The sequence below is a fragment of the Novosphingobium aeonii genome, from assembly GCF_052279045.1.
In the GTDB taxonomy this organism is placed as follows: domain Bacteria; phylum Pseudomonadota; class Alphaproteobacteria; order Sphingomonadales; family Sphingomonadaceae; genus Novosphingobium.
Map to the genome: position 1 here is coordinate 850,944 of NZ_CP176832.1, position 21,421 is coordinate 872,364.

The window sequence follows — 21,421 nt, forward strand, 5'->3', positions numbered from 1 at the left end:
ACATGGCCGACAACAAGCTGAACCTGCTGTTTCAGTTCACCGGGGTCGATAAGGTCTCGGACAACATCAAGAACATCATCGGCGCCAGCAAGGGCGGCGCCGATGCGATCCGGAACATGCAGAAAGAAGTGCGGTCCATGGAAAAGGACCTCGCTAAGATTCACCGCACCATGTCTACGGGCGGCTCGCAGAATGGCGGCCTGATAATGGCCGAGCGCGAGTTGAAGACCGCGATTGCCGACACCAACCGCGAAATCGAAATCCAGCAACGCCGCCTGCAGCGTGTGGAAACGATCCGCACGCGCGCGGGCAAGACTGCCGAAATCGCGGGCAAGGCGGGCGCAGCCGCATCGGCGGCGGTTACCCTGCCTCTGGTGGCCTTTGGGCGCGCTGCATTTCAGGCCGCTGTCGATGCAGGCGAACTGGAAAGCGCATTCGGCGTCACCTTCGGGAAACAGGCCGACATGATGAACGCCTGGGCGGAAAAGACCGGCAACGCACTCGACCGCACCAAGGTTGAGATGATGGAGTCTGCAAACACCTTCGGCATCTTCTTCAACATGGCAGACCCCAGCAAGTCCGCCGCCATGAGCCAACAGTTCGCCGTTCTCGCGCAGGACTTGTCCAGCTTCTACAACGTAGATCCCGGCACTGCGCTGGAGAAACTGCGCTCCGGTCTGACCGGCGAAAGCGAACCGCTGCGCGACTTCGGCGTGTTCATGACAGACGCCGCGGTTAAGGCGCAGGCCCTGAAAATGGGCCTGAAGCCGGTCGGCAAGGAGTTTTCCGAACAGCAGAAGATCATGGCCCGCGCGTCCCTGATCATGGAATCGACCAAGAACGCCCAGGGCGACTTGATCCGTACCAGCGACCAAACGGCAAATCGCATGCGTGCGGCCGATACGGCATGGCAGAATATGTCGTTGACCATCGGCACCGAACTGATCCCCGCCCTCACTCCGGCCATTAAGACCTTCACCGATGTTGTGAAAAGCTTCTCGGCGCTGTCGCCCGAGACCCGGCGCTGGATCGTCATCGGGGGTGCCGTGGCGGCCGTGATCGGGCCGATCCTTGTCGGCTTCGCCGGTGTAGCAGGTGCGATTGGCACATTGGCCCCGATAATCGGCGGACTTGTCACCGGGTTCGGCATTGTCGCATCCGTGATCGGCACCGTCGTCGCTGCAGTTGGTGCTGTGCCTATCCTGATCGGGCTCGCCGTGATCGCTATAGGTGCAGCGGCCTATGCGATTTACGCCCACTTCGGCTCGATACAGGGCGCGATCACCGGCAGCATCGCGTGGCTCAAAGGCGCCTTCAATGCCCTGCCCGGTTGGATGAAATCGATAGGTTCCATGATGATGCAGGGCCTGCTCATGTCGCTCAACCCGGCACTGTTGGTCACGCGCCTGATCAGCATCGCCAAATCGGGCGTCACCGCCTTCAAAAACTACTTCGGCATCAAGAGCCCTTCGCGGCTGTTCATGGAGATGGGCGGCCACATCAACGAGGGGCTGGGTATCGGGCTTGAACGTGGTCAGGGCAGGCCCGTGCGCGCAGTGGGCCGCATGGCCAGTGCTGTGGCCGGTGCCGGTGCAACGCCGTTCGCTCCGGCCGCCGCTGCCGCGCGCGCTGCACAGCAGCCCGCGAAGGTCGAGAACCACTTTCACATCACCCAGAAGCCCGGTGAAGATTCCGAAGCGTTTGCCCGCCGCGTGGCGAAGTTGGTCGAGGAAGGCCAGCGCCAGAACGGCCGCCGCGAATATGGAGACGATTTCTAATGCTGGCCGCCCTTGGAATGTTCGTCTTCGATACGACCACGCTCCCCTTCGACGGCCGCTCTCGCAAGCGCGACTGGAGAAATGAAAAAACCGAGCGCTTCGGTGCGCGTCCAGCCAGCCAGTTCACTGGCCCCGGCGATGACAAGATTACGCTGAAAGGAACGATCGTACCCGGACTGGCCGGCACCTATTCATCACTGGAAACACTCGCGCAGATGGCGGGTGAGGGTGAGGCGCTGCCGCTGCTCGATGGTCTGGGCAACAACCTCGGCACCTTCACGATAGATTCGCTTGGCGAGGATGCCGACAATCTGATCGATGACGGGCGCGCCCGCACAACGGCGTTCACCCTTGAACTTTCGCGGGTGGCGTGATGGCAGAGATTGCCACCTCCGGCCAAGCCTACATCCAACCCCGCGCGGCGTGGGACGTCTCGCTGGACGGCACGAGCCTTACGGACAGAATCGATCCTCGGTTGATATCTCTACGCCTCTCGGAGCGCCGTGGTGAAGAAGCAGACGAACTCGAAATCACGGTACACGATAGCGATGGCGAATTTGCTCCCCCACCTCAGGGCTCAACCCTGCGCCTCAAGTTGGGATGGCTGCGCGGCACTGGCGTGACGCCTGGATTGGTCGACAAGGGAGCCTTCACGGTGGACGAGGTTAGCTGGGAAGGCCCACCGGATTGCATCTGCATCCGCGCCCGCAGCGCCGACTTCAAGGACTCCTTCCGCACCCGGCGTAACAAGGTCTGGACCGGCACGACTATCGGTGCAGTTGTCAGTGAAATTGCCAAGCGGCATACCCTAAAGGCGCGCTGCCACCCCGATCTATCCGGCGAAACGGTGACGGCGGGGGAGCAAGGCAACAAGTCTGATATGCAATTCCTGCGCGATCTGGCCCGACGATACGATGCAAGCGCCACGGTAAAGGGTGGCGCACTGATCTTCGCCCCCATCGGAGCGGCGACCACGGCAACGGGGGCAACATTGCCCACCGCCACGATAAGCCGCCACCAGTGCAGCCGGTATTCGTGGAAGCGCTGCGCCCGTGACAAGGCGCAGGACGGCACAGAGGCGCAGTGGCACGATCACAAATCCGGCAAGCGCAAAACGCACAGCACGGGCGGAAACAACCGGAAACGGCTTAAGCGCGTCTATGGCAGCGAGCCGGATGCAAAGGCCGCCTGCAAGGCAGAACACAAGCGGCTCCAGCGGGCCAGCGCCAGCTTCGAACTGTCACTGGCATACGGGAACCCCTTGCTCGCTCCGGGCGTCGAAGTGACGGCGACAGACTTTCGGCCGCACGTCGACGCCACAAAATGGCTGATTGCATCGGCCGACCACGAAATGTCCGGACGCGGTGGGCTGTCGAGCAGCTTAACCTTAGAGGTCGCGATCTAACAATTTCAGTCCCACGGGTTCGTGGTCTTTAGTGTCGGAACCTGCTCTTTCGGTGCAGGGTTCCGGCATTCCGCAAGCTTCTTGTCGAATTCGCGCACATAGCCTTGCTTCGCAGGCTCTGGCAGACGAGCCCCGTATTTTCCAGCGTTAACGCCCGCCGCAAGTGCCCCCTTGCATGCGGTTGAGAGACCACTGGGGGCGCGTACCGGCGCTTCATCAAACAACGCATCGGGCGTCTTCGCCTCGCCGCAGATCGTCTGCGCCGAGGCAAGATCACCATGGACAGCCTGATTACAAGCATCGACTTGGGCAGGCGTCGCCACGAGCAAAATCAGCGCTATCATTTTGCCCCATCCAATTCAGCGATGCGAGCCAACAGCGCATCCGTGTGCTGGAAGATATCGACCGGCCCCGCAACCGGACGCCGCTCTTCATCTTTCCCGGTGAACACGCCAAGATAACGCGCGGACTGGCTGTTGAAATGCATGCGCGCAATGGTTCGGCGATTGTTGTCATCGAGCAGAACAGCACAATAGGATTTTGCATCACGCATCACGATCCGCTCAGGAGCAACTGCCTTTGAACAGATTGCGCGGATGATGTTAAACCCATCGATCTCGACTTGTGTCGTCTCGATTGCATCCGGGTCTGCTGGCACTGCGTCGAACGCTGGCTCCGGCTCTTCATTTCTCGTCATCGCATTCTGCAAGCGTTCGTCGATTCGCTGCCGAATAAGGCCGTCGATAGCCTGCGTGATCGCCGTCTGGTATTTTTCGCGAACCGGTTTGGTCAACATTCCATCATGAAGCCTGGACGCTATCACGCGAACGAACTCTTCGGACGGCTCCGCAAATTCCTTCTTCAATTCTGCCATCACTTGGGATTGCAGCTTGAGCGAGCCGGCCTGAGCGACGATTCGCTCGACATCGAATTCGCTCTTCTGGAATGCAGAAAGGTTGCGTAGGTCCGACTTGCGATAGTCGTCGAGATTGAACGTAAAGAACGGCACCTCGTCCATCATGTTCGGCTTATCCGAATCGGTGAAGAACTTGAAAATCACACCATTGGTCAGCAGAGCAAAACGTGCGTTGGTCGCTGCGAAGTAGCGGAATAGCTGGCTCGCGTGTTTAATCGACAGTTCACTCGAAACCGGCTTGCATTCGACCAAGACGGTGATTTCGCCCCCCACGCAAAGAGCGTAATCGACCTTCTCACCCTTCTTTGTACCTACATCACACGTGAATTCGGCTTTGACCTCCGACGGATTGAACACATCGAATCCCAGCGAGCGCAGGAAAGGCAAAACCAGTGTAGTTTTCGCCGCCTCTTCTGTCTCAAGAACCTCGCGATGCTCGCGAAGCCGGGACTGCAGTTCGGCGATACTGGCTTCAAAATCCATATTCACTTACCCCGTCTTCGTGACTGTACGAAATATCCGTACATTCCCGTAAGGCGTCGGTAAACCGCGTGTCCACAAGGAAAATCCCCGCGCTCTAAATTTTCTCCTTCCCTACAACCACATGTTCCTTCAATGAAGGAACAAATAGGGAACGGACTTAGGTACGACGGGGTGAACGATAAGGTCTTCCGACTAACGCCAGGATGCGAATTTGCCTGTCCGAACTGTCGCGTGAAATGCGCTACGGCCGTGCTGGCCCGCGACGCCTTGTGGCGTGAGTTGGAAGAAGCGAGGCGCCTTCAATCTCTTCGTCCGACGGTAGCTCAACAACGCCGGGTCCGATTGCTGCAAAGCCAGTTGGCAGCCGCTGAGCGAGAATTCGCGCGGCTTCAGCCCGAGTTGCTTCCGGAGGAATCAAGGCTAGCAGCGTTTCAAACATCGCTGCGAGGGCGGCTTCACTAGGCATCACAGCCTGGACGGTGAAGAATTGGACCTGAGGTCGTGCCGCATCAATCTCGCGCACCTCGGGTTCTGCCTCGGTATCGTTCAGCCCTGCCAGCTTCATTACCTCTGCCGGATCGACATGCCGTTCGGAGAGGATGGCAGCGATCCGTCGCGTCAGGTCCAGCGGCAGCGTCGGCTTCTTGTATGCGGCCCGTTCGTAAAAGTTGTACGACGCCGAAGGTATGCCGAGCGCTTCGGCCATCCCCCGGATGGTCAATTTTGGCTGCGCTTTTTCGCGCAATTCCTTGAGTTTTGAACTGACCGACATCATCGGCGAAGCCTGAGCAAGATTTTCACACATAGTATGCTTGAAAATTCCGTTGATTCTTGAGTGAAATTATCACACACAGACGAACATGAGTTCGCAACACACCATCTTCGACCTGTTCGGCGGCATCCGGCCGATGGCACGCGCACTGAAAGTGCCCGCCTCCAACGTCTCTTCGTGGAAGCGTGTCGGCCGTATCCCGGCCGAAAATCAGCCCCATGTGCTGGAGCGCGGGCAGGAACTCGGCCTGCCCGTCACCGCAGAGCATGTTGTCTATCCCTTGGGTCTCCCCATCCGCCCCGTCGCTACCAAAGCAGTAGGACGCTCCGGCAGCGCGCGATACGGAAATAGCCGCGCGATTTTGGACACTTGCGGTGCGGGAGCCCCGACATGACCAAGCCGCGCAAGCCCCTCACCCACTATCGGGCCCTCAGCCTCGTGGCCGATCATCTTGGCTGGGATCGCTGCGCCGCCATTTCCGACCTTTCGGAATCGATGCTGCGCAAGATGGGCGATCCGGAAACCGGCCGCGAAATCAAGCTGCGCGACGCGATGCGGCTTGAAGCCGTGTACCGGCAGGACGGCGGTGAAGGCTCTCCCTTCTTCGATTGCTTCGCGGCCCGTCTGGGCGTCGATACCGCCAGCACCGATGCCGGCTTCTGCGTGATCAAGGCATCCAGCAAGGTTGCCAAGGAAGCTGGCGAAGCCGTTGCCGCCGCGCTCGATGCGGCTGGCCGGGGCGATCATGCCTCCAAGGCGGCAGCGCTGAAAGAGGCAGAGGAAGGCCTCGCCGCCATGGTCGCATTGGTGCGCAGCCTTCGCGTGGAGGCTGCGGCGCCATGAACATGCAAGAGCCCATTCAGGCCACCGCCGATGTGCCCCTGATCGCGGACGATGACGTTTCCCGCTTCGCGCCGATGCGCTGCCCGCACTGCGACAGCCGTGCCCGCAACCGCACAAGCAAGACGGTGACCGGCCAGCATCGCGAGGTTTTCTACCAGTGCACGTTCATCCCGTGCGGCCACACGTGGCGGGCTTCGCTCGTCTACGACTACGGCATCGTTCCCAGCGGCATTCCCAACCCCAAGGTTGACCTGCCGCTGAAGCAGATGACGCGGCAGGAAGCGCTGGAAGTTCTCCGCCCACGCGATCCCTCACAGCCCGACATGTTCGACGCGCCGCCCGGTCACACGCCCGGCACGGCCTGAGGAAACCCTCCATGAACCGCCCGCAAATCCACCCGCGCAACTGCCGTTGCGCGGCCTGTTCCCCTGCGCCTTCGGCATCCGATGCGCGCCTTATCGCCGCGTTCGTCGCGGCATCCACCCTGATCATCGTCGCCCTGGCACTGGCTGTGCAGGCGTCGGCGCTCTGGTCCCCGCTCTGACCCGAGAAAGGCACGCCATGCACTTCCATTTCCTTGATCGCGCACTCGCACCTGCCCCGGTCGCTCTGCCCGTTCCCGTCACCATCGAATGCCACGGCTGCGGCGCAGTGGAGCATCGCCGGGTGGCCGTCCTGCCCGAAGGCTGGACCGCCAAGGCCGAGGGCGATGATGCCCATGCCTTCTGCGTGGACTGCTCGGAAACCGTTCCTGATGGATCGACGCAGTGATCGTCCTGCCCATCATTCCTGCGGCCGATCCGGCCGAGGACCTCTCCGAACGAGACATCGCCCGACTGGAGGCCATGTGGGGCCTGCCCGGCAGCGATGGCCCGCTGATCGCCAGCCTGAATGCGGGGAAGGCCTGGGCGAACATCCTCCGCCGCGTTCTGACCGCCGCCCTGCCCGCACTCGGCCTTGCCGTCGCGGTTGCCCAACTTGTGAAGTGGATCGCCCTGTGAACGCCGAAGTTACCAGCTATTCCAGCGCCTGTGCGGCGGTGAAGGAACACAATAAGGCCTCGGTGTCGTGGCTCCAGCGCCAGCTTGGCGTAGGCTACAATGCCGCTTCCAAGTTCATCGAACGGATGGAGCAGGACGGCTTCATCTCCGCGCCGGACCATGTGGGCCGCCGCACGGTACTGCTCAATGGCGATGCCCCGCCGCCCGCCCCCGAACAGCAGATCGAAATCCCCGTCGATTTGCCCAACGCGCACCGCGCAGCCGATGACAAGCTTCGCCTTCTGATCGAGCGCGTTGAGCGCCTGGAGGAAGAGAAGAAGGCCATCGGAGATGATATCCGCGACGTCTACAACGAGGCGAAGGCGGTCGGCTACAACGTCAAGATCATGCGCGAGATGGTGCGTATCCGGAAAATGAAGCCGGACGACCGCCGCGAAATGGACATGCTGGTAGACACCTACAAGTCGGCCCTCGGGATCGACTGACCGTGTTCGGCTTCCTTCGCCGCCACAGGGCAGAACAGGCCGCTCCCGCTCAAGACCTGAGCGCAGCATCCCGGCAACTCGCCTCTGCCCCGCGCCGCGAAGACAAGCCCAAGCGCCCCCGCACCAACCGCGCCCTCGTCCGCGCCATGACAGATGCCCTCCGGGCCGATCTGCGCGGCAAGGGCCACACCCACCTTGAACCGATCGATTGGAGCAAGTTTCCATGAATGCCAGCCCCGCTGCGTTCTTCGATGCGCCTGATCTCGATATGGCCGATTTTCAGACGGCCCTGCGCACGATCCGCACCACAACGAATTTCGACACGCTGCGCCTTGCAGCCGCCTTCCGCGCCAAACCCCGCCCCGCCGCCCAGCGCGCACCCCTGATCGCCGCGCCGAATCCCGGCCCCTGCCGCCACTGCGGCGGACGCGGCGTTTTCGGCTGCGACCACTACCTCCCGCACAATGGGGAGGCGCACCGTGGCTAATCCCCGCCGAAAAGCGCCCCTGTTCCCCACCGCCGTCACCGATCCGAAGGCGCTGAAATTGCAGGTTCGCGCCACGGACCATCCAGGGCAGTTCAACGTCGAAAACGACTTCCGGAACTTGGAGCATTTCGACCGCGAGCATGTGCATTTCGGCGGATACTTCGGCACACATGGCCCGCACGTCTTTGCCGCCGCCCCCGAACTGCTTGAGGCGGTAATCGACCTGCTCGCCCCGCTGGAACGGGCATCGCTGATGCTCGCTGCCAAGGGCAAAAAGCTGGATCGCAGCGCGCAGGCGTCCCTCGATTTCGCCCGCGCCGCCGTTGAGAAAGCACATGGGGAGGCGCCCCGTGGTTAACTCCTTCGAACCCAAGCTGGGCTTCCATTGGACCCGCGAACAGCAGCGCATCATCCGAAAGGTCGCGATCAAGAGCGTTCTGTCTGACCTTGCGATGCACCTGTTTCAAGGCCTCGCAATTGTCACCTTTCCGATCTGGTATCTGCCCGCCTGCCTGATTGTTGGGGTGCTGGCCATGGGCCGCTGGTCCGGGCTCATCAAGGAAATCCGGGACAGCATGAATACCGACCGATTGGTGAGGATGTTCCGCCTCGCAGTCCGGCCTGATCGGCTCCCCCGCACCAACCTGTCCCGCGTCATGCAACTCTCAGAGGAAGAAGGCGAATGAGCGTCGAAGAACGCCTCGCAGACTGGACCCCGGCCCGCTTCATCGAATTCGTGGCGTCCGTCTCGGAACAGATGGCCTGGGGTGCCGGTGTCGGCGGTCGGGAAACGGCCGGTGGCATCATCTCCTATCTGGCCCTCAAGCCCGAGCATATCGAGCCGTTCCTGAACGGCGGTATCTCGGAACTGCCAGATGAATGGATCAAGGGCGGCCGCCTCTCATGGCACGCCGTCAGCGGCAAGATCATGCACCCCGGCGATACGGGCGCCGATAACCCGCAACCGAGTGCCCAAGTGCGCCTGGACCTTGTGCGCGATGCGCTACGGCGGGCGACCACGAACTGCGGCGGATGGATGCGCGAAGCGCGCAGGCTGCAGGCGCAGGCCGATTCGCAGGCGCAAGCGTTGGAGGAAGTCCGCGAGACCCTGCGGAATTGTTCCTATGAGGGAGAACCTGCTCGTTATCGAAACGCCCGCGCGTCCCTGCAACTGTACGCCCTTATCGAGCATATCAGGGGTGAGCACGACACCGGCATCCTTCCGAGCGAGGTGCCCTACTGATGGGCCGCGTTCTGATCGCCTGCGAGCGCTCCGGCGTTGTGCGCCGCGAATTCCTCAAGCGCGGCCATGACGCTTGGTCCTGCGACTTGGCCTCGGCCGACGATGGAAGCAACCGCCACATTCGCGGTAACGTCCTCGACTATCTGCACGAAGGCTGGGATTTCATCGCCGTCATGCACCCGCCCTGCACGGTCCTGTGCAACTCGGGCGCGCGGTGGTTGTACATCGACGGCCGGGAGGAAAACGGCCGTGATCCGCAGCGCTGGGCCGAACTGGAAGAGGCCGCGGACTTCTACCGCCGCCTTCGCGATGCTCGCCAGATACCGCACCGCGCGGTCGAAAACCCGATCATGCATCGCCACGCCATCGAACTCACCGGCCGGGGCAACGTCCAGTTCGTGCAGCCCTGGCAATTTGGCGAGCCGCATTTCAAGGCCACTGGCCTCGAATTGGTGAACCTGCCGCCGCTGCGCGCCACCAACCGGCTCACCCCGCCCCGTCCAGGCACACCGGAACACAAGCAGTGGAGCGGCATCCACCGGCACTCAGGCTGGGGCCGCCACGCCGAAGACCGCGCCCGCAACCGCAGCAAGACCTTCCCCGGCATCGCCGCCGCCATGGCCGATCAATGGGGCCGCCTGCTGCCGGGCCACGTCGAGCCCACACAGATCGACCTTTTCCCCGCATTGGAGGCACAGGCAGCGTGAGCAGCAGACGCCTCTCCACCGATCAGATCGTCATGCTGCGATGTTCCGGCCATGACCCGAAAAAGGGTTGTGGCTTTGGCGTCCGGCTCATGAGCGCCTGCAATTGGCGCACCGCCCGCGCGCTCGAACGGCGTGCCCTCGGGTGGATCGAGCACAACCACCCGCCCCGCTTCTTCGCGAACCAATCGGGCACCGCAATCACGCGGGCGCTCGTCCCCGTCGATGGTCGGTTGTGAACGTGCATCGCCACAACCTCACCCCCAAGCAGAAAGACAAAAAGAGCTTAAGCCTCATGACCTTGACAACAATTCCGGGCACGCGCAGTGTGATTTTCGTCTCCACAAAAAAGGTGGCGATGCGGTTTAGCAGCCGTTATGAGTCAGTCCGCTCGACGCGCGTAAACCGCGCGTTTTCTATGGTCGGGCGCACCGTGAGGCCTTCGGGCCTGCCGGAAATGGGCTTACTCACCGGTCTGCTAACTCGGTGTTGCCCGACCTCCAGAACAGCAGCTGGTGTTCGGGCACTCTTCGGAGTGAGCCTGGTTGTACACGTCTCCCCTTTTCGATCTTCGATGCCGCGACAGCCTAAGCTGGTTCGCGCGTACTGGATCGCGGGAGGCGCGCATGTCTGACATTGCCTCTGCGCCGTCCGGCCGCTTCCTGAAAATCGCAGACGTCATAACCGAGACCTCGCTGTCCCGCGCCACGATCTACCGCCTCGTCGCCAAGGGCGAATTCCCCGCCCCGATTCGCGTCAGCGCCCAGCGCGTCGCATGGGTCGAAGAGGCCGTTCAGGGCTGGAAAGTCCAGCAGGCAAGCGAGGCCTCCAATCTAGCGTCTTGGGGGTATCCTAGGGGGTATCAAGCGCAAGCGATGACAGAAAAACAACCATTTTCCAGAGAGTTAGAGATGCAATCCAATTCCTCGCGGGGCATCCAATTTTCCCTAAATCGCTGATTTTGCTGCCCGCCGGGTGATCCGGTGGCCGGTGCGCGATTGCGCGCGATGCCTGTGCGGTATCGTGCCGATGGCCCGGCGCAGCGTCTATTTCATCCATTCCCTGCGCCACACGCCGCGGCTGGCGCGGCGGGCTTCGGTTCCGCAGTGCTCGCACGTGCCGGTATAGTGCTGGCCGTCCCAGTGAACCTTGTCACGGGCGGGGCGATGGCGATTGAGTTTGCACAGGATGGCTTGCGGCAGCAGCGGGGGCATCGTGAATACTCACATAGGGGGAATGCTGAAAAAGTGGCGTTTGCATAATTGCAACGCAGCGCAGCGCACCCCTGCCTGTTCGTGCGAAGTTCTTGAAATACAGCCCTTTGGACTTCGCTGCAATGCGGAAATTGTGGCAAGAATCTGGCGGGTTTATTACAGGCGCGGTTGTGCGAATTTATCCGAAAGGGTGCGGAAGATTAAATGCACGACTTGATCGGTTTTGCTATCGACCGACGATCAACATGATGAAATTTCGCGACAATCTGAGCCCGTTGTGCATTTCGAGCGACGGAGCGTCCGTGCGGCCGGGTTTTTTCGCGCTCAAACGAAAAATGGGCGGCCCGTAACAAGGCAGGGCCGCCCGAAGTCGGGGAGAAGCGGTTCGCACCGCCCGCAAGGTGTGGGGTGGCGGTGCGCGACCGGCAGGGGTTCCATCGCCTCTGCGGCGCCGAATCGCATTGATCGCCGTCAAATGCGGAGCCTGCCCTTAAATTTAATTCGCGGCGGCCGTTCAGCGTCCGCATGGATTCCCGCCGCTTCAAGCCGACGCCGATCTTCCGCGAACGCCGGATCGGGCAATGCGCACACATCACGCTGGCCGATTCGGCGGGGCGCGCGATCGATATCATCGTGCGCGACGTATCCTCGCACGGGTTCAGTGCCGCTGCTGCAGGCGCGCCGCCGCCACGCAACGAGGTGGTGTGCGCGGTGATGGAGGACGGGCGGGAACTGTGGGGGCTGGTGCGCTGGACGGACGGAAACCTGTTCGGCGTCGAGTTTGATACGCGCGCCCGCGAATCCGTCACACCGCCGAACTGAAACGCCGCAGCGAATCCTTGCGATATGGGTCGAACCGCGCGGCGATCGAGCGGGCGTAGGGCAGGCCGCCGGGGAGGATCACCAGGTCATTGCCATCGGGCTCGCACAGGCTGGCGTCGAAATAGGGCAGCAGCAGCGGCCATGCCTCGCACTGAAGGTCTGCATCGATGCGCGACCGCCCCCGGCACAGCAGCGATTCGATGACGGCACTGCGCCTGCGATCCTCGGCGGTGCGGCGGATGCCGCGGTTGGCTGTTAGCCGCTCCTCGGAAAGCATCATGCGATAGCGACCGGTGTTCTTCTCGTTCTGGGCAAGGAGTCCCGGAAAACCGCTGATCGCCGAAGCGCCGAGGCCGAGCAGGACCGGCGCGCGGTCCTCGGTGAAGCCCTGGAAGTTGCGGCGCAGCTGCCCGGCAAGCGCGGCCTGCGCGATGGCGTCTCCCGGCAGGGCGAAGTGATCGAAACCGATGGGAACGTAGCCAGCCTCGACCAGTCTCGCATGGCCTCGTGCGGCCATCGTGAACCGAGCCTCGGCGTCAGGCAGGGCGCTTGCGTCGATCCGCCGCTGGCGAGGGATCAGGTGCGGGACGTGCGCGTAGCCGAACAGCGCGATTCGTTCCGCGCCGAGCGCCACCGTGCGCTCCAGCGAATCGTCGAGCTGCGCCATCGTCTGGCCGGGCAATCCGTACATCAGGTCGAAATTGAGCGAAAGGATACCGGCCCGGCGCAGCAGGGCGACCGTCTCCTCGATCATCCACGAGGGCTGGATGCGGCCGATCGCCTGCTGGAGGGGCGGCGCGAAAGTCTGCACGCCCAGGCTGGCGCGGCTGATGCCGACCGCGCCGATCACCGAGGCCCAGTCCGCCGTCATCGTGCGCGGGTCGAGTTCGATCGACATGACCGGGCGCGAGGCGGAGAACTGCAGGGTCAGGGCATCGACCAGCCGGACGAAGTCCACCGGCGAGATGCCGTTGGGGCTGCCGCCGCCGAAAGAGATGCGCGTGATGCGCGCGCTTGCCGGCAGCCGCTCCGCCATGAGGCCGATCTCGCGGTGAAGCGCATCGAGATAGCCCGAGACCCGATCGGTGCGGTTGGCGGCGCTGGTATTGCACCCGCAGTACCAGCAGATCTTCTCGCAGAAGGGGATGTGGACGTAGAGGGAAACGTCGCCGTCCACGCCTTCGAGTGCCTGCACCAGTTCGGGCGTGCCGACGCTCTCGTCGAATTCGGCGGCCGTCGGGAAGCTGGTGTAGCGGGGAACGGGGATCGCGAGCAGATCGGGGTGATAGGTCCACATGCACGCAGGATCGCGCAGCGCGCAGCGGCCGTCATTGCGATCGATCAACCGGAGGAAAATCGCGGAATTTCGCCGAATTTGCGCGCGATCAATTCCCTTGGCGATGGATGCGGCCACACGGTCGCTGCTGCCGCTCAAGAGGGGGGACCCGCACGGTGCGGCCCCGGCGGCGCAGGAAAGACCGATCATGCGTAGACTGACCATGCTGGCGGCGACTGCTTTCGCCGCCGCCACCGCGATCGCCACCCCGGCCATGGCCGGAAGCCCGGACGGCAAGTGGCAGGTCAAGGTGCTCGGCACCGCAGTGCTTCCCGATGGCAAGATCGACAAGATCAAGTCGATCGACACCGATACCACGCTGGGCGGCACGCTTGCCGCGCTGGATACGGTGGGCACCAGGGCGAACGACAATGTGGTGCCGACACTCGCTGTTGAATATTTCTTCAACCGCAACTTCTCGGTCGAGACGATCTGCTGCTTCACCCAGCATCACGTGAGCGGCACGGGCGACGTTGCCGGAGCGGGGCTGGTGGATCATGTGCTGATCCTGCCGGCCACGGTAACCGCCAAGGCGCATCTCGACACCGGCACCCCGTTCAAGCCCTATGTCGGCGCGGGTCCGGCATGGTTCTTCGTGTTCGACGAGAAGCCGGGAGAAACGGCCCGTGCGCTGGGGGTCGACAAGGTGAAGATGTCGAACAAGCTCGGTTTCGCGCTTCAGGGAGGCGTGGATATCGCGATCAACGACAAGGGGCTCGGCCTTTCGCTTGACGCCAAGAAATACTGGGTGAAGCCAACCGCGTCGTTCTACGAGGACGGGGACCTGGCGCTGAGGACCCGCCACGATCTCGACCCGTGGGTGCTGAGCGCAGGCGTATCCTATCGCTTTTGAGCAGGGCGCGCGGATGCGGAAGAAGGGGAGCTTCGGCTCCCCTTTTTTCGTGGGCACTTGACCTGTGCGAATGACTCCATAACATAGTATATAACGCGATATGGAGTTTATTGTGATCGACGCTATCGCCGACAAGGGCGGGATTCTTCTGGGCAGCCGGCTGAAGCGGCTGGCGGAGCGGCTTCAGGGCGATGCCGCGCAGATCATCCAGGCCACCGGCCTATCGGTGCAGCCTGCGCAGATTCCCCTGCTTACCGCGCTTGACGGCCGTGAACTGACCGTGGGGCAACTGGCCGAGGCCGTGGGATCGAGCCAGCCGGGCGTCACGCGCGCGATCGGCCAGCTCGCGGCGCTCGGGCTGGTGCAGGCGGTGCAGGGCAGCGATCTCAGGCAGCGCCATCTCTCGCTGACGCCGGAAGGCCGGGCGGTGATGGCGCGCGTGAAGATGCATGTCTGGCCGGGGGTTGGCCTTGCGGTGGATGAGATGAGCGGGGGTGAAACCGGACGATTGCTTGAACTGGTGGGCCGGATCGAGACCGCGCTCGACCAGTCCTCGATGGTGGAACGTTATGAACGGCTGAAGCCGGAGGTTCTGCGTATCCGTGAATTCAGCGATGATCTGGCGCGGGATTTCCACGATATCAACGCCGAGTGGATCGAGGCGATGTTCACGCTGGAACCGACGGATCGAGAGGTGCTGGAAAATCCGCGCGCCCGCATCGTCGAACAGGGCGGGACGATCCTCTTCGTGGAGGCACAGGGAATCGGGATCGTCGGAACCTGCGCCTTGCAGAAGACCGGGGATCGCGCCTTCGAACTGACCAAGATGGGCGTTCGCGCCTCTGCGCGGGGCCTGAAGGCGGGTGAGTTCCTGCTCTCGGCGATGATCGCGCGCGCGCGGGAGATGGGCGCCGAGCCGCTTTACCTGCTGACCAACAAGCGCTGCGAGGCTGCGATCCATCTCTACGAAAAGCTCGGCTTCCGGCACGATGCCGGGATCATGGCGCGATACGGCGCCCGATACGAGCGGTGCGACGTGGCCATGATACACATGGGTTGAGCCGTTCCGTCATCTGGCGTTCAGCTTGGCCAAGGCAGCTTCGGGCTTCGCGAAAGGGTCGAGTCACAGGAGTAATTCCCCCATGCGAACGATGAGAATGCCTTCGAGGAAGTATCTTTTCGGTGCCGCTGCGCTTGCCCTCCTCGGGGCGGGAGTGGCGGAGGCGGCCACGGCCGGGCTCCATACGATGAAGGTGGATGCGCCGGACGGCTCGGTGGTCCACGTCCGCTACACCGGCGATGTCGCCCCGCGGGTAGAGATCGTTCCCGCTGATGTCCGGGCAGCCTCCGCACGGCAGGACGGCGATATTCCTGCCATGGTCGATCCTTTCTCGCAGATGGAGCAGATTTCCGCGATCATGGATGCGCGGATGAACGCCATGATGCAGCAGGCCGCGCTCATGCAGCAACATGCCGTGCAGATGCAGCAGCAGGCGGTCGCCACCGGCAATGCCCAAGGCGCTCCGCGCCTCCTGACAGCGGGGGACACCCCCCAGGGCATGCATGTGACGTATTACTCCTCGTCTACCGACGGCAATGGCTGCACGCGCTCGGTTTCCTATAGCTCGGACGGTTCGGGCGCGGCTCCGCAGATGACGCAGGCGGCCTCCGACGGATGCGATGCTACCCGCCCCGGCGACCGCGCGATCCCCGCCAAGGCCGAGAAGCCGGTGGAACAGCAGCAGGATCTGCCGGGCAGAAAGGTCTGACACGAAACGGTTTCCCGGTCTTCGCGCACCCCCCCCTTTGCGAAGGCCGGATGAAGGAACGGCGCCGCGCCCCCCTGCGGCGCCGTTCCATTTATCCCGGTAGCCCGATCAGCGCGCGGCCCCTGAAGCCTTCCCGCGCCGAGCCCGTCACTTCCAGCGTCATCGCCTTGAGCCGCTCGGCGCCATTGTCGCCGAACACCATGTCGCGCGCGATGTCCCGCGATTGCGCCCAGGGGCGGACCGAACGCGTATAGGCAGGCTGCCGGTAAGCGGCATCGCACGCGTCGGCGGGCACCGCGAGCTGGGAGGTCAGCCGCGCGAACTTGCCGGTGGTGGCGACGTCCAGGCTTGCGAAGGCTTCGAAATGGATGTGCGGGAAGCGGCCCATGTAACAGCCGGGAACGATCGTGCTGAACCGCACCAGTCCATCGGCGTCCGCGACCTGGAGGCCGCGCAGCCAGGACCGTTCCGGCTGGTCGTAGAGCGAGTACTGCCCGGCAGGATCGCAGTGCCAGAGGTATACGGCATAGCCCGCCAGCGGCGCGCATCCCGTGTTGACGTCCACCAGCCGCAGCGTGAGTTCGAGCGGAACGCCCGCCACGTCGTGGCCGCCACCGATATCGCCGCGAATATCCTGCCGTCGCAGGCCTGACTGGCCGAGCACGTTGGAGATCGCCCCGCGCGCGCCGTTCGAACCGTCGGCGGGATAGGGGCCCTGCGTTTCGCGGGCGAAGGACACGCAGCGATTGCCGTCCGGCGCGGTGGCGGTGACGACGGGGCCGTTGTCCATGTGTGGAGGCGGTCCGCCGGGATGGCCGCCCGGACCGATGCTGCCCGGACCCATGCTGCCCAAGTCCCCCGGAGGCGGTCCGAACCGTCCGTCCGGCGGCGGAGGGCCGCCGGGGCCGTCCCAGCCTGCCGGGGATGCGCATCCGGCAAGCGCGGCTACCCCGCCTCCGATACCGACCATCGCGCCAAGCGAAAGCATTCGGCGGCGGTCGATGTTCATGCGCTCGATCCGCGTCAGATCGGCGTGGAGGCCTTCCCGTTCCTGTCTGTCCATGCGTTCTTCTTCTGCTGGAAACCCATGTCGCACCATGGGCATTCCTAGCAGCGGGGCGCGCAGGAGCGCCGTCGCAAATTGTCGCGGATCGTAACCGGGTGGACGCCGGACGCCGGCGTCACTTCAGGGTTTCGAGGTAGTCTATGACTTCCTTGCGCTTTTCAGGGTTCGGCACGCCGATCACCATCTTCGTGCCCGGCACCATCTTCATCGGCCCTTGCAGCCAGGTGTCGAGTGACTGGCGATCCCAGGTCACGCCGGAATTCTTCAGGGCGGGGCTGAAGTTGTAGCCCGGAACGTCGCCCGCCCTGGTCCCGACGATGCCGAACAGCGAGGGGCCGACCCCGTTCTTGCCCGGCTCCACCGAATGGCACGAACGGCAGGTCGCGAAGGCCGCAGGAGGCTGGGATGTGGGCGCCGAGGCGGAAGCCGGGGCCGATGTAGAAGCCGGAACGGCAGCAGCCGGTGAAGTTTCTTCGGCCGGTTCCGCGGCCTTGCCCTGTTCGCCGCCCGAACCGCCGCAACCGCCCAGCATGGCAAGCGGCACCGCAAGGGGCAGCGCAAGGGCAAGGGGGAGGGCCCTGAACTTCATGCATTCTCTCCTGTGGGACGGCTCTTTTCAAGGTCATGGGTCTCGAATATTCTATTTTATAGCAATTCATCGAGACTTGAAGCGAATAGTGCTTTCGTCCCACAATTCCAGCGCCTATCGCCGGGCCGACAATGGCGACGCATCATCTTCCTTCGACTTTCCGGGCCGAACTGGCCGCTACCCTGCGCCTTGCGGGGCCGCTGGCGCTCGCCAACCTGCTGCAGATGGCGGTCTTCGCCACCGACGTGATCTTCGTGGCCCGTCTCGGCCAGCAATCGCTGGCGGCGTCCAGCCTTGCCATCGCCATCGTTGCGCTGATGATGATGGGGATCAACGGCGTGACCAGCGCCGTGGCGCCGCTGATCGCCGCCGAAATCGGCCGCCGCCGCCATGCCGTGCGCGAAGTGCGGCGCTCGGCACGCATGGCACTGTGGGTGGCGGCGATGTTCAGCCTTGGCGCCATCGCCCTTTCGCACCTCGGCGAACTGCTGATGACGGCGACCGGGCAGGACCCCGAAGTCTCCGTCCTGTCGGCGGCGTTCCTCAAGGTCGTGTCGCTCGCGGTATTGCCGATGACGATCGCCAACGTCCTGCGCACTTTCGTTTCGGCGCTCGGGCGGCCGATCTTCGCGACGATGATAACGGCCCTTGCGATCGCCGTGAACGCAGCAGGGAACTACGTGCTGGTGTTCGGCCATTTCGGCTTTCCCGCGCTGGGCCTGACGGGCTCGGCGATCGCCAGCATCACCACCGCCTGCGCGACGGTGCTGGCCTATGTCGTCGCCATCCGCGCCGATCGGCGGTTGCGGCGCTATCATGTGCTGGGACGGCTGTGGCGGCCCGAATGGCAGCGACTGCGCCAGATCCTCGCGCTCGGCCTGCCGATCGCGGCCACCCTCATCGCCGAGGGCGGCCTGTTCAGCGGCGCGGCCTTCCTGATGGGCCGCATCGGCGAGGCGCAACTGGCCGCGCATACCGTGGCGCTTCAGATCGCCGCCTTCGCGTTCCAGGTGCCGTTCGGCGTAGGGCAGGCGGCGACGATCCGGGTCGGCTATCATTACGGCGCAGGCAATCGCGGCGGCGTGGGCCGGGCGGGCTGGGCGGCGATCACCGTCGCGATGATCTTCATGGTCATCTCCGCCTCGACGATGCTGCTGGCGCCGCGATTCATCCTCTCGGCCTATGTCGACGTGACGGCGCCGCAGAACGCCGTCCTCGTGCACTTTGCGCTCGATTTCCTGTTCGTGGCGGCGATATTTCAGCTTACCGACGGCCTGCAGGCCGTGGCGGCAGGCGCGCTGCGCGGCATCCAGGATACCCGCGTGCCGATGGCGATCGCCCTGTTCGGATACTGGGCCGCAGGTTTCGCCACTTCGGCGGTGCTGGGCCTCTACACCGGGCTGGAAGGCGTGGGTGTGTGGATCGGTCTCGCAGTGGGGCTGACGGTGGCCGCGGTCCTGCTGCTGGCGCGCTGGCACTGGCGCGACGAGTTCCATCTCGACCGGGTGTAACCGTCTCGTCTCATCCCGCGCCCATACCGGGTGAGAATTTTTTGGAGGCGACCTGCTTGACGGCGCCTGCGGCGGGAACCATATCCACGCCCGTTGGCACTCTCCAACCTTGAGTGCCAATCCAGTTTCTTGCCCTTTTAGTTCGTAGGGAGAATCCCATGACTTTCCGCCCGCTGCACGACCGTGTTCTCGTGCGCCGCGTCGAGGCCGAAGAAAAGACGGCCGGTGGCATCATCATCCCCGACAGCGCCAAGGAAAAGCCGGCTGAAGGCGAAATCGTCGCCGTCGGCACCGGCGCCCGCGCCGAAAACGGCACCATCACTCCGCTCGACGTTGCCGTTGGCGACCGCGTGCTGTTCGGCAAGTGGTCCGGCACCGAAGTCAAGGTCGGCGGTGAAGACCTGCTGATCATGAAGGAATCGGACATCCTCGGCGTTATCGGCTGAGCATTCTGATTTTCTGCATTTTTACAGATTTTCTATAAGGAATTCAAAATGGCAGCCAAGGACGTAAAGTTCGGCCGCGACGCGCGTGAACGCATTCTCGCCGGCGTCGACACCCTCGCCAACGCCGTCAAGGTGACCCTGGGCCCCAAGGGCCGCAACGTCGTGATCGAGAAGAGCTTCGGCGCTCCCCGCATCACCAAGGACGGTGTTTCGGTCGCCAAGGAAATCGAACTCAAGGACAAGTTCGAGAACATGGGCGCGCAGATGCTGCGCGAAGTGGCCTCGAAGGCCAACGACAAAGCCGGTGACGGCACCACCACCGCGACCGTTCTCGCCCAGGCGATCGTTCGCGAAGGCATGAAGTCGGTTGCCGCCGGCATCAACCCGATGGACCTGAAGCGCGGCATCGACCTCGCCGTCCTCAAGGTCGTCGAGAACCTCAAGAGCCGTTCGACTGCGGTTGCCGGTTCTTCGGAAATCGCCCAGGTCGGCATCATCTCGGCCAACGGCGACGTCGAAGTCGGCGAAAAGATTGCCGAAGCGATGGAAAAGGTCGGCAAGGAAGGCGTCATCACCGTTGAAGAGGCCAAGGGTCTCGAATTCGAACTCGATGTCGTCGAAGGCATGCAGTTCGACCGCGGCTACCTGTCGCCCTACTTCGTCACCAACCCCGAGAAGATGACGGTCGAGCTCGAAAACCCGTACATCCTCATCCACGAAAAGAAGCTGTCGTCGCTCCAGGCGCTGCTTCCGATCCTGGAAGCCGTGGTGCAGTCGGGCCGTCCGCTCCTCATCATCGCCGAAGACATCGAAGGCGAGGCCCTGGCCACGCTCGTCGTCAATAAGCTGCGTGGCGGCCTGAAGATCGCTGCCGTCAAGGCACCGGGCTTCGGCGATCGCCGCAAGGCCATGCTGGGCGACATCTCGACCCTGACCGCCGGCGAAATGATCTCCGAAGACCTCGGCATCAAGCTTGAGAGCGTCACGCTCGGCATGCTTGGCCAGGCCAAGAAGGTCACCATCGACAAGGACAACACCGTCATCGTCGACGGCGCCGGTTCGCATGACGAAATCAAGGCCCGCGTCGAGCAGATCCGCGCCCAGATCGAAGTCACCACCAGCGACTACGACCGCGAGAAGCTCCAGGAGCGTCTGGCCAAGCTTGCTGGCGGCGTGGCCGTCATCAAGGTCGGCGGCGCCACCGAAGTCGAAGTGAAGGAACGCAAGGACCGCGTCGACGACGCTCTCCACGCGACCCGCGCTGCGGTTGAAGAAGGCATCGTCCCCGGCGGCGGCACCGCGCTGCTTTACGCAACGCGCGCTCTCGACGGCCTGACCGGCGCCAACGAAGACCAGACCCGCGGCGTGGACATCGTCCGCAAGGCGATTTCGGCTCCGGTCAAGCAGATCGCTGAAAACGCCGGCAGCGACGGCGCCGTCGTCGCAGGCAAGCTGCTCGACCAGTCGGACGAAGGCATCGGCTTCAACGCCGCCACCGACGTCTACGAAAACCTGAAGGCCGCCGGCGTCATCGACCCGACCAAGGTCGTTCGCACCGCGCTGCAGGATGCGGCTTCGGTCGCCGGCCTGCTGATCACCACCGAAGCGGCGATCAGCGACAAGCCGGAAGACAAGGCCTCCATGCCGGCAATGCCCGACATGGGCGGCATGGGCGGCATGGGCGGCTTCTAAAGCGCT

The 21,421-nt window shown here is 63.4% G+C and carries 31 protein-coding genes and 1 pseudogene; 26 read left to right on the forward strand and 6 right to left on the reverse strand.

The annotated features are described in order from the left end of the window. Positions 1–2: 2 nt before the first annotated feature. The 3 genes from ACLIMP_RS04290 to ACLIMP_RS04300 are packed head-to-tail and all read left to right on the forward strand — an operon-like array spanning position 3 to position 3,183. Complete coding sequence (locus tag ACLIMP_RS04290) at positions 3–1,778, forward strand: phage tail tape measure protein (protein WP_443478065.1); 1,776 nt, start codon at positions 3–5, stop codon at positions 1,776–1,778. After that, the gene (locus tag ACLIMP_RS04295) at positions 1,778–2,152 is read left to right on the forward strand and encodes a phage tail protein (RefSeq protein WP_185998206.1); all 375 of its coding nucleotides are present in this window, start codon (positions 1,778–1,780) and stop codon (positions 2,150–2,152) included. The genes ACLIMP_RS04290 and ACLIMP_RS04295 overlap by 1 nt, the downstream gene beginning before the upstream one ends. Continuing rightward, a complete protein-coding gene (locus tag ACLIMP_RS04300; RefSeq protein ID WP_443478066.1) occupies positions 2,152–3,183 on the forward strand; it encodes a contractile injection system protein, VgrG/Pvc8 family in 1,032 nt (343 codons plus the stop codon). The genes ACLIMP_RS04295 and ACLIMP_RS04300 overlap by 1 nt, the downstream gene beginning before the upstream one ends. A 5-nt stretch (positions 3,184–3,188) precedes the next feature. Here ACLIMP_RS04300 and ACLIMP_RS04305 read toward each other — a convergent pair whose 3' ends face one another. The 3 genes from ACLIMP_RS04305 to ACLIMP_RS04315 all read right to left on the reverse strand — a co-directional run bounded on the left by ACLIMP_RS04305 (position 3,189) and on the right by ACLIMP_RS04315 (position 5,387). Then, the gene (locus ACLIMP_RS04305; RefSeq protein WP_185998204.1) at positions 3,189–3,527 is read right to left on the reverse strand and encodes a hypothetical protein; all 339 of its coding nucleotides are present in this window, start codon (positions 3,525–3,527) and stop codon (positions 3,189–3,191) included. Continuing rightward, complete coding sequence (locus ACLIMP_RS04310) at positions 3,524–4,582, reverse strand: type I restriction endonuclease (protein ID WP_185998203.1); 1,059 nt, start codon at positions 4,580–4,582, stop codon at positions 3,524–3,526. The genes ACLIMP_RS04305 and ACLIMP_RS04310 overlap by 4 nt, the downstream gene beginning before the upstream one ends. 241 nt (positions 4,583–4,823) lie before the next feature. Then, on the reverse strand, positions 4,824–5,387 hold the full coding sequence (locus ACLIMP_RS04315) for a helix-turn-helix domain-containing protein (RefSeq protein WP_185998202.1): 564 nt from the start codon (positions 5,385–5,387) through the stop codon (positions 4,824–4,826). Between the two features lie 55 nt (positions 5,388–5,442). Here ACLIMP_RS04315 and ACLIMP_RS04320 point away from each other — a divergent pair, with 55 nt between their 5' ends. The 17 genes and pseudogenes from ACLIMP_RS04320 (at position 5,443) to ACLIMP_RS04400 (ending at position 12,153) form a co-directional block, all read left to right on the forward strand. Beyond that, the gene (locus ACLIMP_RS04320) at positions 5,443–5,748 is read left to right on the forward strand and encodes a carph-isopro domain-containing protein (protein ID WP_185998201.1); all 306 of its coding nucleotides are present in this window, start codon (positions 5,443–5,445) and stop codon (positions 5,746–5,748) included. Then, positions 5,745–6,197, forward strand: a complete 453-nt coding sequence (locus tag ACLIMP_RS04325; RefSeq protein WP_185998200.1) for a hypothetical protein — start codon at positions 5,745–5,747, stop codon at positions 6,195–6,197. The genes ACLIMP_RS04320 and ACLIMP_RS04325 overlap by 4 nt, the downstream gene beginning before the upstream one ends. Beyond that, the gene (locus ACLIMP_RS04330; protein ID WP_185998199.1) at positions 6,194–6,562 is read left to right on the forward strand and encodes an Ogr/Delta-like zinc finger protein; all 369 of its coding nucleotides are present in this window, start codon (positions 6,194–6,196) and stop codon (positions 6,560–6,562) included. Before ACLIMP_RS04325 ends, ACLIMP_RS04330 begins: the two co-directional genes overlap by 4 nt. 11 nt (positions 6,563–6,573) lie before the next feature. After that, positions 6,574–6,741, forward strand: coding sequence for a hypothetical protein (locus ACLIMP_RS04335; protein ID WP_185998198.1), 168 nt, complete (start codon positions 6,574–6,576; stop codon positions 6,739–6,741). Between the two features lie 17 nt (positions 6,742–6,758). Beyond that, complete coding sequence (locus tag ACLIMP_RS04340) at positions 6,759–6,968, forward strand: hypothetical protein (protein ID WP_185998197.1); 210 nt, start codon at positions 6,759–6,761, stop codon at positions 6,966–6,968. Then, positions 6,965–7,198: a hypothetical protein gene (locus ACLIMP_RS04345; protein WP_185998947.1), complete on the forward strand. Its 234-nt coding sequence runs from the start codon at positions 6,965–6,967 to the stop codon at positions 7,196–7,198. The genes ACLIMP_RS04340 and ACLIMP_RS04345 overlap by 4 nt, the downstream gene beginning before the upstream one ends. After that, a pseudogene (locus tag ACLIMP_RS04350) lies at positions 7,195–7,371 on the forward strand (DNA translocase FtsK); the annotation flags it as partial. The gene ACLIMP_RS04345 and the pseudogene ACLIMP_RS04350, both read left to right, overlap by 4 nt. 66 nt (positions 7,372–7,437) lie before the next feature. Beyond that, the gene (locus ACLIMP_RS04355) at positions 7,438–7,683 is read left to right on the forward strand and encodes a DUF2312 domain-containing protein (protein WP_443478157.1); all 246 of its coding nucleotides are present in this window, start codon (positions 7,438–7,440) and stop codon (positions 7,681–7,683) included. 2 nt (positions 7,684–7,685) lie between these two features. Continuing rightward, positions 7,686–7,910: a hypothetical protein gene (locus ACLIMP_RS04360; RefSeq protein ID WP_443478067.1), complete on the forward strand. Its 225-nt coding sequence runs from the start codon at positions 7,686–7,688 to the stop codon at positions 7,908–7,910. Next, complete coding sequence (locus tag ACLIMP_RS04365; RefSeq protein WP_185998195.1) at positions 7,907–8,170, forward strand: hypothetical protein; 264 nt, start codon at positions 7,907–7,909, stop codon at positions 8,168–8,170. The genes ACLIMP_RS04360 and ACLIMP_RS04365 overlap by 4 nt, the downstream gene beginning before the upstream one ends. Further along, complete coding sequence (locus ACLIMP_RS04370) at positions 8,163–8,528, forward strand: XkdD/Y8K6 family phage-associated protein (protein ID WP_185998194.1); 366 nt, start codon at positions 8,163–8,165, stop codon at positions 8,526–8,528. The genes ACLIMP_RS04365 and ACLIMP_RS04370 overlap by 8 nt, the downstream gene beginning before the upstream one ends. Continuing rightward, positions 8,521–8,856: a hypothetical protein gene (locus ACLIMP_RS04375; protein ID WP_443478068.1), complete on the forward strand. Its 336-nt coding sequence runs from the start codon at positions 8,521–8,523 to the stop codon at positions 8,854–8,856. The genes ACLIMP_RS04370 and ACLIMP_RS04375 overlap by 8 nt, the downstream gene beginning before the upstream one ends. Further along, complete coding sequence (locus ACLIMP_RS04380) at positions 8,853–9,413, forward strand: hypothetical protein (protein ID WP_185998192.1); 561 nt, start codon at positions 8,853–8,855, stop codon at positions 9,411–9,413. The genes ACLIMP_RS04375 and ACLIMP_RS04380 overlap by 4 nt, the downstream gene beginning before the upstream one ends. Then, on the forward strand, positions 9,413–10,120 hold the full coding sequence (locus tag ACLIMP_RS04385) for a hypothetical protein (protein WP_185998191.1): 708 nt from the start codon (positions 9,413–9,415) through the stop codon (positions 10,118–10,120). Before ACLIMP_RS04380 ends, ACLIMP_RS04385 begins: the two co-directional genes overlap by 1 nt. Continuing rightward, on the forward strand, positions 10,117–10,356 hold the full coding sequence (locus ACLIMP_RS04390) for a hypothetical protein (protein WP_185998190.1): 240 nt from the start codon (positions 10,117–10,119) through the stop codon (positions 10,354–10,356). The genes ACLIMP_RS04385 and ACLIMP_RS04390 overlap by 4 nt, the downstream gene beginning before the upstream one ends. 387 nt (positions 10,357–10,743) lie before the next feature. Beyond that, a complete protein-coding gene (locus ACLIMP_RS04395) occupies positions 10,744–11,076 on the forward strand; it encodes a helix-turn-helix transcriptional regulator (RefSeq protein WP_185998189.1) in 333 nt (110 codons plus the stop codon). Positions 11,077–11,856: 780 nt separating this feature from the next. Further along, complete coding sequence (locus ACLIMP_RS04400) at positions 11,857–12,153, forward strand: hypothetical protein (protein WP_054440931.1); 297 nt, start codon at positions 11,857–11,859, stop codon at positions 12,151–12,153. Here ACLIMP_RS04400 and hemN read toward each other — a convergent pair. Further along, positions 12,137–13,450: an oxygen-independent coproporphyrinogen III oxidase gene (gene hemN, locus ACLIMP_RS04405; RefSeq protein WP_324698995.1), complete on the reverse strand. Its 1,314-nt coding sequence runs from the start codon at positions 13,448–13,450 to the stop codon at positions 12,137–12,139. The genes ACLIMP_RS04400 and hemN overlap by 17 nt on opposite strands. Positions 13,451–13,637: 187 nt before the next feature. Between hemN and ACLIMP_RS04410 the strand changes: the two genes are divergently transcribed. The 3 genes from ACLIMP_RS04410 to ACLIMP_RS04420 all read left to right on the forward strand — a co-directional run bounded on the left by ACLIMP_RS04410 (position 13,638) and on the right by ACLIMP_RS04420 (position 16,111). Then, the gene (locus ACLIMP_RS04410) at positions 13,638–14,342 is read left to right on the forward strand and encodes an OmpW/AlkL family protein (RefSeq protein WP_324697721.1); all 705 of its coding nucleotides are present in this window, start codon (positions 13,638–13,640) and stop codon (positions 14,340–14,342) included. Between the two features lie 112 nt (positions 14,343–14,454). Further along, positions 14,455–15,402 carry a bifunctional helix-turn-helix transcriptional regulator/GNAT family N-acetyltransferase gene (locus tag ACLIMP_RS04415; RefSeq protein ID WP_292636383.1) on the forward strand — a complete coding sequence of 316 codons (948 nt, stop codon included), beginning with the start codon at positions 14,455–14,457 and terminating at the stop codon, positions 15,400–15,402. Between the two features lie 97 nt (positions 15,403–15,499). Further along, positions 15,500–16,111, forward strand: coding sequence for a hypothetical protein (locus tag ACLIMP_RS04420; RefSeq protein WP_443478069.1), 612 nt, complete (start codon positions 15,500–15,502; stop codon positions 16,109–16,111). A gap of 91 nt (positions 16,112–16,202) precedes the next feature. Here the strand turns inward: ACLIMP_RS04420 and ACLIMP_RS04425 are convergent, their stop codons facing one another. Together ACLIMP_RS04425 and ACLIMP_RS04430 are read right to left on the reverse strand one after the other, a co-directional pair. After that, a complete protein-coding gene (locus tag ACLIMP_RS04425; protein ID WP_324697726.1) occupies positions 16,203–17,174 on the reverse strand; it encodes a dioxygenase family protein in 972 nt (323 codons plus the stop codon). A 118-nt stretch (positions 17,175–17,292) separates the two neighbouring features. After that, on the reverse strand, positions 17,293–17,766 hold the full coding sequence (locus ACLIMP_RS04430) for a c-type cytochrome (protein ID WP_054440927.1): 474 nt from the start codon (positions 17,764–17,766) through the stop codon (positions 17,293–17,295). A gap of 131 nt (positions 17,767–17,897) precedes the next feature. Between ACLIMP_RS04430 and ACLIMP_RS04435 the strand changes: the two genes are divergently transcribed. The 3 genes from ACLIMP_RS04435 to groL all read left to right on the forward strand — a co-directional run bounded on the left by ACLIMP_RS04435 (position 17,898) and on the right by groL (position 21,415). After that, complete coding sequence (locus ACLIMP_RS04435) at positions 17,898–19,277, forward strand: MATE family efflux transporter (protein ID WP_054440925.1); 1,380 nt, start codon at positions 17,898–17,900, stop codon at positions 19,275–19,277. 158 nt (positions 19,278–19,435) lie between these two features. After that, positions 19,436–19,723 carry a co-chaperone GroES gene (gene groES / locus ACLIMP_RS04440; protein ID WP_054440923.1) on the forward strand — a complete coding sequence of 96 codons (288 nt, stop codon included), beginning with the start codon at positions 19,436–19,438 and terminating at the stop codon, positions 19,721–19,723. A 48-nt stretch (positions 19,724–19,771) separates the two neighbouring features. Beyond that, positions 19,772–21,415 (forward strand): chaperonin GroEL, encoded by a 1,644-nt coding sequence (gene groL, locus ACLIMP_RS04445; RefSeq protein WP_054440921.1) that lies wholly within the window; start codon positions 19,772–19,774, stop codon positions 21,413–21,415. Positions 21,416–21,421 lie beyond the last annotated feature (6 nt).

What these genes read in the sequence shown, in the direction of transcription:
- ACLIMP_RS04290 (WP_443478065.1), top strand. Translation starts at nt 3, where the DNA reads ATGGCCGACAACAAGCTGAACCTGCTGTTTCAGTTCACCGGGGTCGAT.
- ACLIMP_RS04295 (WP_185998206.1), top strand. Translation starts at nt 1,778, where the DNA reads ATGCTGGCCGCCCTTGGAATGTTCGTCTTCGATACGACCACGCTCCCC.
- ACLIMP_RS04300 (WP_443478066.1), top strand. Translation starts at nt 2,152, where the DNA reads ATGGCAGAGATTGCCACCTCCGGCCAAGCCTACATCCAACCCCGCGCG.
- ACLIMP_RS04305 (WP_185998204.1), bottom strand. Translation starts at nt 3,527, where the DNA reads ATGATAGCGCTGATTTTGCTCGTGGCGACGCCTGCCCAAGTCGATGCT.
- ACLIMP_RS04310 (WP_185998203.1), bottom strand. Translation starts at nt 4,582, where the DNA reads ATGGATTTTGAAGCCAGTATCGCCGAACTGCAGTCCCGGCTTCGCGAG.
- ACLIMP_RS04315 (WP_185998202.1), bottom strand. Translation starts at nt 5,387, where the DNA reads ATGTGTGAAAATCTTGCTCAGGCTTCGCCGATGATGTCGGTCAGTTCA.
- ACLIMP_RS04320 (WP_185998201.1), top strand. Translation starts at nt 5,443, where the DNA reads ATGAGTTCGCAACACACCATCTTCGACCTGTTCGGCGGCATCCGGCCG.
- ACLIMP_RS04325 (WP_185998200.1), top strand. Translation starts at nt 5,745, where the DNA reads ATGACCAAGCCGCGCAAGCCCCTCACCCACTATCGGGCCCTCAGCCTC.
- ACLIMP_RS04330 (WP_185998199.1), top strand. Translation starts at nt 6,194, where the DNA reads ATGAACATGCAAGAGCCCATTCAGGCCACCGCCGATGTGCCCCTGATC.
- ACLIMP_RS04335 (WP_185998198.1), top strand. Translation starts at nt 6,574, where the DNA reads ATGAACCGCCCGCAAATCCACCCGCGCAACTGCCGTTGCGCGGCCTGT.
- ACLIMP_RS04340 (WP_185998197.1), top strand. Translation starts at nt 6,759, where the DNA reads ATGCACTTCCATTTCCTTGATCGCGCACTCGCACCTGCCCCGGTCGCT.
- ACLIMP_RS04365 (WP_185998195.1), top strand. Translation starts at nt 7,907, where the DNA reads ATGAATGCCAGCCCCGCTGCGTTCTTCGATGCGCCTGATCTCGATATG.
- ACLIMP_RS04380 (WP_185998192.1), top strand. Translation starts at nt 8,853, where the DNA reads ATGAGCGTCGAAGAACGCCTCGCAGACTGGACCCCGGCCCGCTTCATC.
- ACLIMP_RS04385 (WP_185998191.1), top strand. Translation starts at nt 9,413, where the DNA reads ATGGGCCGCGTTCTGATCGCCTGCGAGCGCTCCGGCGTTGTGCGCCGC.
- ACLIMP_RS04395 (WP_185998189.1), top strand. Translation starts at nt 10,744, where the DNA reads ATGTCTGACATTGCCTCTGCGCCGTCCGGCCGCTTCCTGAAAATCGCA.
- ACLIMP_RS04400 (WP_054440931.1), top strand. Translation starts at nt 11,857, where the DNA reads ATGGATTCCCGCCGCTTCAAGCCGACGCCGATCTTCCGCGAACGCCGG.
- hemN (WP_324698995.1), bottom strand. Translation starts at nt 13,450, where the DNA reads ATGTGGACCTATCACCCCGATCTGCTCGCGATCCCCGTTCCCCGCTAC.
- ACLIMP_RS04410 (WP_324697721.1), top strand. Translation starts at nt 13,638, where the DNA reads ATGCGTAGACTGACCATGCTGGCGGCGACTGCTTTCGCCGCCGCCACC.
- ACLIMP_RS04420 (WP_443478069.1), top strand. Translation starts at nt 15,500, where the DNA reads ATGCCTTCGAGGAAGTATCTTTTCGGTGCCGCTGCGCTTGCCCTCCTC.
- ACLIMP_RS04425 (WP_324697726.1), bottom strand. Translation starts at nt 17,174, where the DNA reads ATGGACAGACAGGAACGGGAAGGCCTCCACGCCGATCTGACGCGGATC.
- ACLIMP_RS04430 (WP_054440927.1), bottom strand. Translation starts at nt 17,766, where the DNA reads ATGAAGTTCAGGGCCCTCCCCCTTGCCCTTGCGCTGCCCCTTGCGGTG.
- ACLIMP_RS04435 (WP_054440925.1), top strand. Translation starts at nt 17,898, where the DNA reads ATGGCGACGCATCATCTTCCTTCGACTTTCCGGGCCGAACTGGCCGCT.
- groES (WP_054440923.1), top strand. Translation starts at nt 19,436, where the DNA reads ATGACTTTCCGCCCGCTGCACGACCGTGTTCTCGTGCGCCGCGTCGAG.
- groL (WP_054440921.1), top strand. Translation starts at nt 19,772, where the DNA reads ATGGCAGCCAAGGACGTAAAGTTCGGCCGCGACGCGCGTGAACGCATT.